15 protein-coding genes are annotated in these 13,499 nt (G+C 58.7%); 3 read left to right on the plus strand and 12 right to left on the minus strand.

The window, feature by feature from the left end:
• Positions 1-40 precede the first annotated feature (40 nt).
• Genes GOW93_RS14915 through GOW93_RS14925 form a run of 3 tightly spaced genes read left to right on the plus strand, consistent with a single transcriptional unit; the run spans position 41 to position 2,997 of the window.
• Complete coding sequence (locus tag GOW93_RS14915; protein WP_170385861.1) at positions 41-679, plus strand: acyl-homoserine-lactone synthase; 639 nt, start codon at positions 41-43, stop codon at positions 677-679.
• A 60-nt stretch (positions 680-739) separates the two neighbouring features.
• On the plus strand, positions 740-2,272 hold the full coding sequence (locus GOW93_RS14920; RefSeq protein ID WP_170385864.1) for an ATP-dependent DNA helicase: 1,533 nt from the start codon (positions 740-742) through the stop codon (positions 2,270-2,272).
• Positions 2,269-2,997 carry an SDR family oxidoreductase gene (locus tag GOW93_RS14925; protein ID WP_170385867.1) on the plus strand — a complete coding sequence of 243 codons (729 nt, stop codon included), beginning with the start codon at positions 2,269-2,271 and terminating at the stop codon, positions 2,995-2,997. The genes GOW93_RS14920 and GOW93_RS14925 overlap by 4 nt, the downstream gene beginning before the upstream one ends.
• Positions 2,998-3,000: 3 nt before the next feature.
• Here the strand turns inward: GOW93_RS14925 and GOW93_RS14930 are convergent, their stop codons facing one another.
• The 12 genes from GOW93_RS14930 to GOW93_RS14985 form a co-directional block, all read right to left on the minus strand.
• On the minus strand, positions 3,001-3,768 hold the full coding sequence (locus tag GOW93_RS14930) for a TIGR02186 family protein (protein ID WP_170385870.1): 768 nt from the start codon (positions 3,766-3,768) through the stop codon (positions 3,001-3,003).
• Positions 3,769-3,770: 2 nt separating this feature from the next.
• The gene (locus tag GOW93_RS14935; RefSeq protein WP_170385873.1) at positions 3,771-4,691 is read right to left on the minus strand and encodes a sulfite exporter TauE/SafE family protein; all 921 of its coding nucleotides are present in this window, start codon (positions 4,689-4,691) and stop codon (positions 3,771-3,773) included.
• Between the two features lie 335 nt (positions 4,692-5,026).
• Complete coding sequence (locus GOW93_RS14940) at positions 5,027-5,995, minus strand: ABC transporter permease (protein WP_170385876.1); 969 nt, start codon at positions 5,993-5,995, stop codon at positions 5,027-5,029.
• The gene (locus GOW93_RS14945) at positions 5,995-7,089 is read right to left on the minus strand and encodes an ABC transporter permease (protein WP_170385881.1); all 1,095 of its coding nucleotides are present in this window, start codon (positions 7,087-7,089) and stop codon (positions 5,995-5,997) included. Before GOW93_RS14945 ends, GOW93_RS14940 begins: the two co-directional genes overlap by 1 nt.
• 1 nt (position 7,090) lies before the next feature.
• A complete protein-coding gene (locus GOW93_RS14950) occupies positions 7,091-8,620 on the minus strand; it encodes an ABC transporter ATP-binding protein (protein ID WP_170385884.1) in 1,530 nt (509 codons plus the stop codon).
• An 86-nt stretch (positions 8,621-8,706) separates the two neighbouring features.
• Positions 8,707-9,705 (minus strand): BMP family lipoprotein, encoded by a 999-nt coding sequence (locus tag GOW93_RS14955; protein ID WP_170385887.1) that lies wholly within the window; start codon positions 9,703-9,705, stop codon positions 8,707-8,709.
• A 159-nt stretch (positions 9,706-9,864) separates the two neighbouring features.
• Positions 9,865-10,278: a GNAT family N-acetyltransferase gene (locus GOW93_RS14960; RefSeq protein ID WP_170385889.1), complete on the minus strand. Its 414-nt coding sequence runs from the start codon at positions 10,276-10,278 to the stop codon at positions 9,865-9,867.
• Entirely contained in the window at positions 10,275-10,859 is a 585-nt protein-coding gene (tsaB, locus tag GOW93_RS14965; RefSeq protein WP_170385892.1) for a tRNA (adenosine(37)-N6)-threonylcarbamoyltransferase complex dimerization subunit type 1 TsaB, read from the minus strand. Before tsaB ends, GOW93_RS14960 begins: the two co-directional genes overlap by 4 nt.
• The gene (locus GOW93_RS14970) at positions 10,849-11,412 is read right to left on the minus strand and encodes a NifU family protein (RefSeq protein ID WP_170385895.1); all 564 of its coding nucleotides are present in this window, start codon (positions 11,410-11,412) and stop codon (positions 10,849-10,851) included. The genes tsaB and GOW93_RS14970 overlap by 11 nt, the downstream gene beginning before the upstream one ends.
• Before the next feature lie 69 nt (positions 11,413-11,481).
• The gene (locus tag GOW93_RS14975) at positions 11,482-12,075 is read right to left on the minus strand and encodes a 2-hydroxychromene-2-carboxylate isomerase (RefSeq protein WP_170385898.1); all 594 of its coding nucleotides are present in this window, start codon (positions 12,073-12,075) and stop codon (positions 11,482-11,484) included.
• Between the two features lie 9 nt (positions 12,076-12,084).
• Positions 12,085-12,540 carry a universal stress protein gene (locus GOW93_RS14980; protein ID WP_170385901.1) on the minus strand — a complete coding sequence of 152 codons (456 nt, stop codon included), beginning with the start codon at positions 12,538-12,540 and terminating at the stop codon, positions 12,085-12,087.
• 61 nt (positions 12,541-12,601) lie between these two features.
• Positions 12,602-13,465, minus strand: a complete 864-nt coding sequence (locus tag GOW93_RS14985) for a branched-chain amino acid aminotransferase (protein ID WP_170385904.1) — start codon at positions 13,463-13,465, stop codon at positions 12,602-12,604.
• Between the last annotated feature and the right edge of the window lie 34 nt (positions 13,466-13,499).

Genomic DNA, 13,499 nt, shown 5'->3' on the forward strand with positions numbered 1-13,499 from the left:
CCCCTTCGTTCCTGCACAGGACGACAAGGGGAAAAAAGTCATGTTGCGCTATCTGTATGCCGATGAGCTGCACAAGTTTCCGGATCTGGTCGACGGGATGTTCCGGGATCGTGCGGATCAGTTCAAAACCCGGTTGGGTTGGGACGTCCACGTCAATGAGAAAGGAGAAGAGCGGGATCAATATGACGATCTGAACCCGCTTTATGTCATCTGGGAAGAAGCGGATGGCAGCCACGGTGGTTCGATGCGGGTGCTGCCGACCACTGGCCCGGTTATGGTGAACGACATCTTCGGGCATCTGACGGGCGGTGATCCGATCTGTAGCCCTCTGATTTGGGAAGTCACCCGGTTTTGCCTGTCCCGCACCGCCAGCCCGCACACGGCTGGGGCAATCATGTTAAGCGGCGGAGAGATGATGGAAGGGTTCGGCCTGACCCATATAGCCGGTGTCTTTGATGCGCGCATGATTCGGATATATCGCCTGATCGGTTCGTCTCCGGTGGTTCTGGGATCAGAAGGAAAGGGACGTGAACAGATTTCAGTCGGGCTGTGGCCCTATTCGGCAGAGGACTGCAACCGCGTGGCCGAACGAGCCGGCATCCCGCGAGAGCTGTCACGGCTGTGGTTCAAAACAGCATTCAGCATAGGGCGGCAGCCCCGTTTCGCTCTGTCCGCCTGACCGGTCGAAAACGCCATTCCGTCTCTGGTGATAGCTGGCGCGGCCCTGTAGGGTCGCGCCATGTCTATGCCCCCCGTGACCTTTTCCGACGACCAAGCAACCGCCTACGACAGCATCGCCGAGATGCTGCGATCGGCCGGTGTTGACCTGGATGACGATGCCCTGCTGAAATTGCCGGGGGCAGGAAAGTCCGGGGTGATGGCGGTGATCGGCAAGGCGGGCTCGGGTAAAACCTTGCTGCTGGCCGAGCTGTATAAGGCGTTGGCTGAAACAGGCGTGCAGATTGTCTCGGGCGATTTCGAAAGCCGCAAGGCGAGGGAAAAGCGCAGCCTCGCCATCCTTGCGCCCACCAACAAAGCGGCCAGCGTTTTGCGCCTGCGCGGGGTGCCAGCGACGACCATTCATCGGATCCTCTACACCCCGGTCTATGACCCGGAATACGAGCGGATCGCGGAATGGCTGGCAGGCAATGACGAACGCCCTGAGATTGAGGGCCTGACCGTTGAGGCACTGGATCGTGCAGCGGCGTTTTATCAGAACAACAAATCCATCCCCGGCGCGCTGGCCGCGGCTGGCCTGCGCGGGTCGGATTTTATCACAGGTTGGAAACGCCGGGATGAACCGCTGGACATCGGGTTCGTGGACGAAGCCTCAATGCTGGATGACCGGCAGTTCGAAGACTTGCAGGAGATCTTTCCGACCCTTCTGTTGTTCGGCGATCCGGCGCAGCTTGCACCGGTCAATCAATCAGGCAGCATGGTGTTTGACGCGTTGCCTGAACCACGCAAACAGATCCTGCACCGGGTCCATCGACAGGACGCGGATAACCCAATTCTCGATCTGGCCCACGCGTTGGCGGACCCTCAGATGGGTTTCGAGGATTTTGAAAGGCTGGTTGAACAAACTGCACGAACGGATGACCGGGTAATCTGGGGGCAGCGGGTCGAAGTTGATCTGATGGCCCGAAGCCCGGTGCTGGTTTGGCGTAACGCCACTCGTATTCGGTTGATACAGGCGTTCCGAAATGTGCACGGCGCGCCGGATACCGAATTGCTTGAAGGTGAGCCCTTGATCTGCGATGGGATCGAACTGCCCCTGAAGCACCGCAAGAAACGTCTGGACCTTGAGGCGCGCGGGCTGATCAAGGGGGCTCAGGTTATTTATCTGGGACCGGGGCGCAAGCCGGGGTTCTCGCGCCTGCATGTGATGGGGGCCGAAGACCCGCAGGTCAGCGCAGCCTCTATTGTGAAAATCGAAAAGCCGGATGAGGAAGAGCCCTTTATTCCCTATGCCGCACGGATGGGGGCAACCTTTCTGCACGGCGCGGCAGTGACGATTCACAAAGCACAGGGATCGCAATGGAATACGGTTCAGGTCTTTGCTCCGGATATTTATGCTGCTGCCCGAATGGGGCGGACTGAGGCTGGGCAACCACTGTGGAAACGGCTGGCCTATGTCGCCATAACACGCGCGCAGGAAAGGTTGATCTGGGTGGTGCGCAACCGGTTGGCCAAACCCACCTATCCGCTGCGCGTGGACGACCTGCGCGCCGTCCCGGCGGCATCGCTGACTTTGGAGGCCGAAGAAACATGAGAACTATCATCGTGACCGGCGCAAGCTCGGGCATTGGGCGTGCAACAGCCGAATTGTTTATGGCTGAGGGCTGGACCGTAGGGCTGCTGGCCCGTAGCGCGGATGTGCTACACGAGATAGCTTCGGACGCCGCGACTGCCATCCCTCTGGTTGCCGATGTGACGGACGCCGAGGCCGTCAAAACGGCATTCAATGACTTTCGTGACCAGGTCGGACGCCTGGATGTGTTGTTCAACAATGCCGGGATTTTCGCACCGGGCGGGACGATTGACGAGATTGCGCTGGAAGACTGGTACCAAAGCGTCAACGTGAACCTGAACGGCATGTTCCATTGCGCCCGAGAGGCCTTTCGGATCATGCGCCACCAGTCTCCGCAAGGTGGGCGTATCATCAACAACGGCTCAATTGCCGCCCATGTTCCTCGCCCGAACTCGGTGCATTACTCGGCAACGAAGCATGCCATCACCGGCCTGACCCGAAGCCTGTCTCTGGACGGGCGGGATTTTGGCATTGCCTGCGGTCAGATCGACATTGGTAATGCACGAACGCAGATGGTGCAGGGGCTTGTGGACAACGCGATTGCCGCCGGGCAGACGCCTGATCCGACCATGGCCGTCGAGGATGCGGCCCGGTCGGTTCTGCACATGGCGAACTTACCGCCCGAAGCCAATGTGCAATTCATGACAGTGATGGCGACAACTATGCCCTATATCGGGCGCGGATAAGCGTCAGGTTTCGCGCAGCAACCGGAACGCTGTCGAGGCCCCCCATCCCGCCGCAATCGCAATGACCAGCGACATCAATCCGTACCAGACTGGCTGCTGGCGCGACATGTTATAAAGGAACCGCTCCAGCCCGACTTTGCGAACATCAATGATCGTTTCGTATTGCGAGATGACCTCACCGTCGCGCGTCAGGAAGATGCGTGCAGCGTAGTCACCTTCGGTCAGGTCGGCGGGCATCGCGATCGAAGTGCGGAAAAGTGTTTGTTCGTCTACGGCAACGGTATTTTCGCGGATAGAGTACAGATTTTCGTCCTCGCGAATGCGTACCACCGCATCTGCGAAATCCTGCGCCCCCCTTATGTGCATCGCCGCCCCGACTGATCGGATGGCCCGTTCAATGGAAATCCGGTATCTCAGGTCTTCGGTGTCAGTCAGAATGTCATCCAGCGGTCCACTCGTGGCAACGGCGTAAAAGCTCGGAGCTGAATCGACCAGAACGCTGTCAGTATTGACCCAAATCCCAACCTTCCGTTCCTTGCGTCGCACTATCACTGGGCTGGAAGGTCCAGCCACGGCCACGATGACCTCAAGTGGCGGGCCGGATGGAATTGGTGTTTCCCGCTTGACGGCTCCAAAGATCAGGATTTCCGAGCCGTCGAACGTAGCAGTGATGGCCACGCGATCCTGGCTGAGGCCCAGAACAACCTGCTCATCCTCTGCAAAGGCTGGTGTGCAACACAAAACCAATAGGGCAATCAGGCGTTTCAGCATGATCAGTGACCCCCTTCGGAACCGAGGGAGAAAAGTTCGGACGGTTCAATCAGCAAATCGAGCGCCAGTTTTCCGCAGACAACCAGAACCAAGGCCGCCAACAGCACGCGCAATTGCTCGGCCGGCATCCGCGAGCCGATCACCGTGCCAATCTGCGCCCCCACAACACCGCCGACCAGCAGCAGAACGGCCAGAACGATATCTACCGTATAGTTTGTGGTTGCGTGCAGCATGGTTGTGAAGGCGGTGACAAAAATGATCTGGAACAGAGACGTGCCAACCACGACCTTGGTAGGCATTCCCAGCAGGTAGATCATCGCAGGCACCATAATGAACCCGCCACCGACGCCCATAATGGCCGACAGGACCCCGACGCACAGCCCGACCAGAACCGGCGGAATGACTGAGATATACAGCCCTGAGGTGCGGAAACGCATCTTGAACGGCATGGCATGAACCCAGCCACGTTGACGCCGTTTTGCAGGTGCGCCGCCGCCTTTTTTCGCTTTGCGCAGCGCCCGTAGGCTTTCGACAAACATCAGGCTGCCGACGACGCCAAGAAAGACGACGTAGCACAGCGTAACCAGCAGATCGACCTGACCCAAACTTTTGAGATAGTTAAAGACCACCACCCCAAGTGCGGCGCCCATCAACCCCCCAACCAACAAGACCGTGCCCATTCGGAAGTCGACAGTCTTTCGTCGGAAGTGCGCCAGAACTCCGGAAAAGGACGAAGCAACGATTTGGTTGGCTTCGGTTGCAACGGCGACTGCCGGAGGGATGCCGATAAAAAACAGCAGCGGCGTCATAAGAAACCCTCCGCCGACGCCGAACATACCTGACAGGATACCGACCATCCCGCCCAGCCCCAGCAGCAAAAAGGCGTTGACGGAGACTTCGGCGATAGGAAGGTAAATCTGCATGTTGAATTACCGGATGAGGTCAGGCGCATCACCCATGGTGATCCGGCCTGTCTCATGAAGTTGGGGTGAGACTGGAATGCTGCACGCGCGGTGCGGCTGTACTGCGAATAACAGCCCGTCTGGGGCCTGTCCAGTAAGCCGATCTGGTGGAACAGAAAATAGAGTGGCAGAGGTAACGCTTTTCTGTGTTTCCTGTGCCCGGCTTGGGCTCGACCCGATCTGGGTTATCGTGGGAAACACTTGCATACCTCTTTAGAGCGGGTGCGGCATGCAAAATCAACTCTGCATGCCGCCCTTCTGCGAGTGGTACTGCATTAAGCCCCAAACTGGACTTATCAGCGCTCTTTCACATAAGGCTCGCCACCGGCGCGTGGCGGGATGGCTTTGCCAACGAACCCGGCCAGAATGACCACGGTCAGGATATAGGGCAGGGCGTCCATGACCTGCACCGGGATGACGACACCGCCCAGATCGATGTTCTGGAACCGCAATGCGATTGCCTGCAAAAGGCCAAACAGAAGGCAGGCCCACATCGCATGCCAGGGCCGCCATTTCGCAAAGATCAACGCGGCCAGAGCGATGAACCCGCGCCCAGCAGTCATCTCTTTGACGAACCCGGCTTGTAGGGCAGTGGCCAGATAGGCACCGGCGATGCCGCAGAGCACACCGCAGATGGCGACGGCGGCAAAACGCAGGCCAACGACGGACACACCAGCGGTATCCACGGCAGCCGGGTTTTCACCCACTGCCCGCAGGCGCAAGCCGAACCGGGTACGGAATAGGACCCACCATGTCAGCGGAACCATCAGGAAAGCCACGTAGACTAGGATGGAATGCCCGGACAGTAGCTCGGAGTAGATCGGCCCGATGATTGGGACCCCACTCAGCGCCTCTGCAAAGGGGAATTCAATCGGTTCAAACCGGCCTCCACCAAACAGAGACGGGGTTCGCCCACCCTGCTTGAACCAGCTTTGCGCGATCAGCACGGTTAGTCCCGAGGCCAGAAAGTTGATGGCAACGCCCGAGATCAACTGATTTCCCCGGAATGTAATCGAAGCCACGCCGTGCAACGCCGACAAGATCAGCGAGGATCCGATCCCCGCCAACAAGCCCAGCCAAACAGATCCTGTCACTGCCGCAACCGCCGCTGAGAAAAAGGCCGCCATCAGCATCTTGCCTTCCAGCCCGATGTCGAAAATGCCCGCGCGTTCGGAATACAACCCTGCCAGGCAGGCCAGCAGCAGCGGCGTGGCCAGGCGGATCGTCGAATCGAGAACCTGAATGAGTGTTACGAAAAACTCCATCACTCGGCCCCCTTCCGCAGACTTAGAAACAGCTTCTCAAGCGGCATACGCACCATATTGTCCAGTGCTCCGGTGAACAGGATCACCAGTGCCTGAATAACCACGATCAGTTCGCGCGGGATCGAGGTCCACAGCGCCAATTCGGCGCCGCCTTGGTACAGAAACCCGAAAAGGATAGCTGCGAGGAATACGCCGAACGGGTGTGATCGGCCCATCAGTGCGACGGCGATACCGATGAAACCCGCGCCCTCGGTCGAATTAAGGACCAGCCGTTCAGCTTCACCCATCACGTTATTGGTGGCCATCAGACCAGCCAGCGCGCCCGAGATCAGCATGGCAACGATGGTAATGCGCACGGGCGAAATACCGGCATAAACCGCACCAGTTTCGGAATGGCCGTATGCGCGGATTTCATAGCCCAGCCGCGTCCGCCAGATTAGTGCCCAGACAACGACACAGGCCAGAACCGCTACGAAGAACGAGATATTCGCAGGCGCGCCGCGAAACACCACGTTTTCAGCGGTCGAGAACATTGACTGGAACGTTGGCAGATGCACCGCTTCGGGGAAGCGCGTGGTTGCCGGGTCCTGGGAGCCTTGCGGGCGCATCACGTTGACCAGCATATAGTTCAGAAAGGCGGCTGCGATGAAGTTGAACATGATCGTGGTGATCACGATATGGCTGCCGCGTTTGGCTTGCAGATAGGCCGGGATTGCGGCCCATGCAGCACCGAACAGGGCCGCTGCAAGCCCGGCGCCCAGCAAGGCGATGCTCCAATGCGGCCATGGGATGTACAAGCAGACCATGGCAACACCAAGCCCGCCCAGCATCGCCTGACCTTCGCCGCCAATGTTGAACAGCCTTGCATGGAAGGCCACGGCCACCGCCAGCCCAGTGAACATAAAGTTGGTCGCGTAGTAGAGCGTATATCCCCAGCCATAGGTCGATCCCAGCGCGCCGGTGACCATTAGGTTTACGGCCTCAATCGGGTTTTCACCGATGGCGAGGATCACCAGCGCCGACAGGATCGTGGCCAACAACAGGCTGATGAGGGGGATCAGCACCACGTCGGCCCATTTGGGCATTTTATCCATGTTACGCGGCCTCTCCCGCAACACCGGCCATCAGCAGGCCTAGTTCTTTTTCATCCGTCTCATGGGGAAGACGCTCGCCCATGATATGTCCGTCAAACATCACCGCAATCCGGTCGGACAGCGAGAATATCTCTTCCAGCTCGACCGAGACCAGCAGGATCGCTTTGCCCTGATCGCGCAGGGCGACGATCTGTTTGTGAATGAATTCGATCGCGCCGATGTCCACGCCTCGGGTCGGCTGGCCGACCAGCAGCAGGTCCGGGTTCCGCTCAATCTCTCGCGCGACGACGATTTTCTGCTGGTTACCGCCCGAGAAGCTTTTGGCGGTCAGCCAGCCGTTGGGCGGGCGCACGTCGAATTTCTCGATCTTGGCTTCGGTGTCGGTGCGCAGGGCGGCGTTGTCCATGAAGATACCGCGCTTATAGGCCGGGTCACGATGATAGCCGAAAGCCACGTTCTCCCACGCGTGGAAGTCCATTATCAGGCCTTCGCGCTGGCGGTCCTCGGGGACGTGGGCGATGTGCTGCGCACGCCGGGCCTGTCCGTCAGACCCATGCCCGCTGAGCGCCAGCGGCTCTCCGTTCAGTTTGATGGAGCCCTGACCGGGGCGCATCCCGCCCAGAACCTCAAGCAGTTCCGATTGGCCGTTGCCCGCGACACCGGCAATGCCAACGATTTCCCCGGCCCGTACGGTCAGATCAATACCTTTGACCCGTTCGACACCTGCGGAATCGAAGACGCGCAGGTTTTCGACCTCAAGAATGGGTTTGCCGGGCTTCGCTGGCACCTTGTCCACCTGCAGCAGGACCTTGCGGCCCACCATCAGCTCGGCCAGTTCTTCGGGGCTGGTTTCGGCGGTTTTGACCGTCGCCGTCATCTGTCCGCGCCGCATGACCGAGACGGTGTCAGTGTTTTCCATGATCTCGCGCAGTTTATGCGTGATCACGATGATCGTTTTCCCTTCGGCCCGCAGTCGGTCGAGGATGCGGAACAGCTGATCAGCCTCCGAGGGAGTCAGAACGCCGGTCGGTTCGTCCAGAATCAGAATCTCGGCTTTGCGGTAGAGTGCTTTCAGGATTTCGACCCGCTGTTGCATCCCCACGCCGATCTCGTCGATGCGTTTGTCAGGGTCGACGAACAGCTCGTATTCTTCTTCCAGCGCCTTCAGTTCCTTGCGCGCCTTCGCCAGCGAGGGGGCCAGCATGCCGCCATCCTCTGCGCCCAGCACTATGTTTTCCAGAACGGTGAAGTTCTCGACCAGTTTGAAATGCTGGAACACCATCCCGATGCCTGAGGCGATGGCCGCCTGACTGTCAGGGATGTCTGTCTTGGTGCCGTTGATCCAGATCTCACCTTTGTCGGCCTTGTAGAAGCCGTAGAGAATGCTCATCAGCGTAGATTTGCCCGCACCGTTCTCACCGATGATCCCGTGGATTGTGCCGGGGGCGACGCTGATGGAAATGTCTTTGTTGGCCTGTACCGGCCCAAAGGCTTTGGAAATCCCTTTGAGCTCAATAGCGGGGACTGTCATGTCTTGTCCTCAATTGCCGAAAGGGCCGCGCAGACGGCGCGGCAAAATGGGTGCAGGGCGGAGGATCACCCCCGTCCCGCGCGATATCAGAACTGCAGTGCCGGGCAGCTGTCGTTCTCGTAATAGCTGACAACGGAGACATTGCCGTCGATGATGTCCTGACGGGCTTTTTCAACGGCGGCTTTCATCTCATCCGAAACCAGAGCGGCGTTGTGTTCGTCCATCGCGACGCCAACACCTTCCTCGGCCAGACCCATGGCGAATACGCCGGTCTCGATGTCATCGCCTGCGTTCATCGCGTCATAAACGGCAACGTCCACGCGTTTCAGCATCGAGGTCAGGACCTTGCCAGGGTGCAGGTGGTTCTGGTTGCTGTCCACGCCGATCGACAGGATACCTTCGTCGGCAGCGGTTTGCAGAACACCAACGCCGGTGCCGCCAGCGGCGGCATAGACCACGTCAGCGCCTTGGCTGATCTGCGCTTTGGTCAGCTCGGAGCCCTTAACCGGGTCATTCCATGCCGCCGGAGTTGTGCCGGTCATGTTTGCAACCACGTTGATATCCGGGTTCACAGCCTTGGCGCCTTGCGCGTAACCGCAGCCGAAATGGCGGATCAGCGGAACATCCATACCGCCGATGAAACCGATGGTGCCGGATTCCGACGCCATGGCTGCCATCATGCCAACCAGATACGAGCCTTCATGCTCGGCAAAGCCAACCTGACGCAAGTTCGGTGCGTCCAGCCAGTTCACGTCGACCACAACAAATTTCGTGTCGGGGTAGTCACCAACAACCGTGCTGAGCGGATCGGCCATTGCAAAACCCATGGTGATGATCGGGCTCAGGCCAGCTTCGGCAAAGCGGCGCAGAGCCTGTTCGCGCTGGGCTTCGGATTGCAGTTCGATCTCGCGATAAGTGCCGCCGGTTTCCTCGGCCCAACGCGATGCCCCGTTATGCGCGGCTTCGTTGAACGACTTGTCGAACTTTCCGCCCAAGTCGAAGATCAGGGCCGGTTCTGCCAAGGCCGCACCTGCGGTCAGAGCGACGGCAGCGGCAGCGCCCATCAAGGATTTCATCAGGGTCATTTCATACTCCCGTTTGTTATTGTTGGTCGGGGACAGGATAGTCCCGATTACCCACTGTTAGCGAGCATAACTGTTGTGATGGCGGGTATTAAGGCCGTTTGCAACAGGTGTGGTCAACTGATTTTTGACCAAGCGGTCGAATAAATGCAAGGCAGTCGCTCAGGCCAAGTCTCGAGCCATGACAATTGCGTCGATTTTCGCAGTGTTTCCACGCTGATAGTAGCCCTTGCGCCGGGCACAGGGCGCGTATCCGCAGCGTTCGTACAACGCGATAGCCGGGAGGTTGTCTGCCGCAACGTCCAATAAGGCGCGGGTGGCGCCAAGTCGTTTAGCTTTGGCCTGCCAATCCTGCATGCAAATCCGCGCCAGCCCCTGCCGCTGGCGGTCAGGGTGGGTGGCGATTGTCAGCAGTTCGGCCTCATCCAAGATTACCTGAAACAGGGCAAAAGATTCAGCGGTTCCAGCAACATGCGTGAAGCGGTTGGCCAGCAGGTCGGCAAACTCCTGGGCTGTCCAAGGGCGGGACTGGGTAAAGGCTGCCGCGTGGGTTTGGGCAAGGTCTAGCGGTGTCATTCTTCCAGCAAAACAGGCGGCGCGTCTTTGGAAGGAGCCGCATCTGCTGGGCGCACATAGAGCGGGGCCGGAGGCGTGGTCGTGCTCTGCCAGTTTTGTGCCGCCAGTCGGGCGATGGCTTGCACCTGTGCCTTGGCATCGTCGTTCAGGATCAAGGGGCCAAGTGATTCTGCCTGATCCTGCGCCATCAGCGCCGGTTCCTGGCCGGGCAATGCGACATAGACCTGTTCGCGTGGCGCGCGGATGGCGGGCAATCCATCTCCGATTTCGGCCAGCGCGTCAAAGCCCGATACGCCCACGGCGGGAATGCCCAGCCCCAGTGCCAGCCCGCGTGCAGCAGAAACCGAGATACGGATGCCAGTGAAATTCCCCGGCCCAATTCCGACGCCAATGGCTGTGAGATCGCGCCATGTGCAATCGGCCTCGGCCAGAACCTCTTCCAGCAAGGGCATTAACCGCTCGGCCTGACCACGTGACATGGGTTCCGCGCGCGACAGGAGGATGCTCTCCCCCTGCAACAAAGCGGCCGCGCAATGCGCGGCCGATGTGTCAAAAGCCAGAATGATAGGGTCAGACGGCAACGGGGCGAACCTCGGTTACTTCGGGGATGTAGTGACGCAGCAGGTTCTCAATGCCCATTTTCAAAGTCAGAGTCGAAGAGGGGCAGCCTGCGCAGGCCCCCTGCATGTGCAGGTACACAACACCGCGGTCGAAGCCGTGAAACGTGATGTCGCCACCATCCTGAGCCACCGCCGGACGAACACGTGTGTCCAGCAGGTCTTTTATCTGATTGACGACTTCTGCGTCTTCACCAGTATGCTCGGCGTGGCCGGAGGCTGCCGGAACATCGTCACCCAATACAGGCTGACCGGACTGGTAATGTTCCATAACAGCGCCCAGAACAGCAGGTTTGATGTGGTCCCACTGAACGTCGTCAGACTTGGTCACGGTAACAAAGTCATTGCCAAGGAAAACGCCGGTAACGCCGCTTACTCCGAAAATCCGTTTGGCCAGAGGCGATTTCTCACCAGCTTCCGCTGTTGGGAAGTCCGCAGTGCCTGCTTCCAGCACGGTTTGACCGGGCAGGAATTTCAGCGTTGCGGGGTTCGGCGTAGATTCAGTTTGAATGAACATGGCGCGGCTCCGTATCAGTTGTTCCTGATATGCGGGTGCGGGCTGAGGAAGTCAAGATTTGGAACGATTCTAAATTTCAGCCGCCAGTTGCATTGCATCATCCAGTCGGTCGTCACCCCAGAATAGTTCATCCCCGACCACGAAGCTGGGCGCGCCGAATATCCCTTTGGCCTCGGCGACCTTTGTTTGTTCCTTCAAGGCGGTCTTGACCTTGGGGTCGTCGCACCGGGCAAGCGTTTCGGCGGGCAAGCTGGCTTGTGACAGGCAATCGACCAAAACAGCGTCATCCGAAATGTTCAGTCCATCGACAAATTCGGCAGCATAGACGGCGCGAACGAATGCGGCCCTTTGGGGATGGGAATCCATTGTCAGCACAAGCCGTGCAGCTTTCAGGCCATTTTGAGGGAATGGCTCAGGCCGTGCAAATTGAAGACCGCGCTGGGCAGACAACCTCTCCATATCGCGCCACATATAGCGCCCCTTGGCAGGGTAGATATTGAACGGAGAATTGTTCCAGCCTTGTGCTGCAAAAATGGGGCCCAGCAAAAATGGATGCCATTCAACAGCGACGCCATGCTGCGTCGCGAGGTCCTCGATTCGCATCGCGCTGAGATACGAGTATGTCGACGCGAATTCGAACCAAAACTGGATGCTTCGCGTCATGAGGCCCCCTCAGGTGATCTCTTCCAGCTTTTCCTTGCTCAGATCACCGGGAACGATGGTGATTGGGATCGGCAGGTTGCCAGAGTTCTTGGTCAGCTGCGTTACCAGCGGCCCGGGACCCTTCTTTTCAACCCCCGCGCCCAGTACAAGCACGCCAATTTCAGGGTCTGATTGAACATGTTCGATGATTTGTGGAACCGGGTCGCCTTCACGGATCGCCAGTTCCGGATCAATGCCCTGTTTGTCGCGCATCCATTTGGCGAAAACCTCGTAATGGGCGTGAATCCGTTCACGGGCCTCTTCGCGCATCACTTCTGCCACGCCGATCCAGTGATTGAATTCATCCGGCGGGATAACCGACAGAATCGTTACGCCGCCACCAGTATTGGCTGCCCGCATGGCGGCAAAGCGCATCGCGTTCAGGCATTCGCGACTGTCATCCAGAATGACCAGAAATTTGCGCATGAAGTGTCCTCATTCATTTCGGGCGATCATGCCCCACCAAATGCGTGCTGGCAACCAAAGCCTAGCGTGTGCTCAGTGCCCAGTCCCAGTAAAGTTCGCGCGCGCGGCGGGCAACGGGGCCGACTTGGTATCGTGTGTCTTCCAGTGCCGTGACCGGTGTGATCTTGTTCATGTTGCCAGTCATGAATACTTCGTCTGCTTTGTGGAAATCGTCAAAGCTGAGGATGGCTTCGTTTACAGTCACGCCGTCTGCGCGCAGGTTTTCGATGTGGCGCGCGCGCGTGATACCAGCCAGGAATGTTCCGTTGGGTGTCGGGGTAAAGACCTCGCCGTCTCGGACCATGAAGATATTGGCCGTTGCGGTCTCGGCCACATGACCAAGCGCGTCGGCGACAAGCGCGTTTGAAAAGCCTTTGGAGCGTACCTCCTGCAGCATTCGCGCATTGTTGGGATAGAGGCACCCGGCCTTTGCATTTACTACTGACGATTCCAGGACCGGACGGCGGAAGCGCGTATATCCCAGCGTCACCGAGGCAGTTTCGGGTGCCATCGGGATCTCTTCCAGACAAATCGCAAAGCCGGTGCTGTTCTCTTGCGGAATGATAGCTGTCGCATCGCCATCGATGCCCCAATACATCGGACGGATATAGACCGCTGAATCCGTGCCGTAGGCGGTTAGTCCTTCGCGGACGATCTCGACCATCTGTTCGGCTGTGACGAATGGCGTCAGCATCAACGCCTCGGCAGATCGGTTCACGCGGGCGCAATGCGCCTCCAAATCTGGGGCCATGCCGTCGAAATACCGGGCACCGTCAAAGACCGAAGAACCCAACCAAGACCCGTGGTCGGCCGCGCGCATGATAGGCGCGTCTCCGTCATGCCACTGTCCCTCAAAGTATGTGCGGATATTCTTGCCGACTGCCATGACGCCCTCCCAAGCTTTTGCGCAAACCTAGGAA

Origin of the sequence: Ruegeria atlantica (genome assembly GCF_013032455.1) — a bacterium.
GTDB classification, from domain to species: Bacteria; Pseudomonadota; Alphaproteobacteria; order Rhodobacterales; family Rhodobacteraceae; genus Ruegeria; species Ruegeria atlantica_B.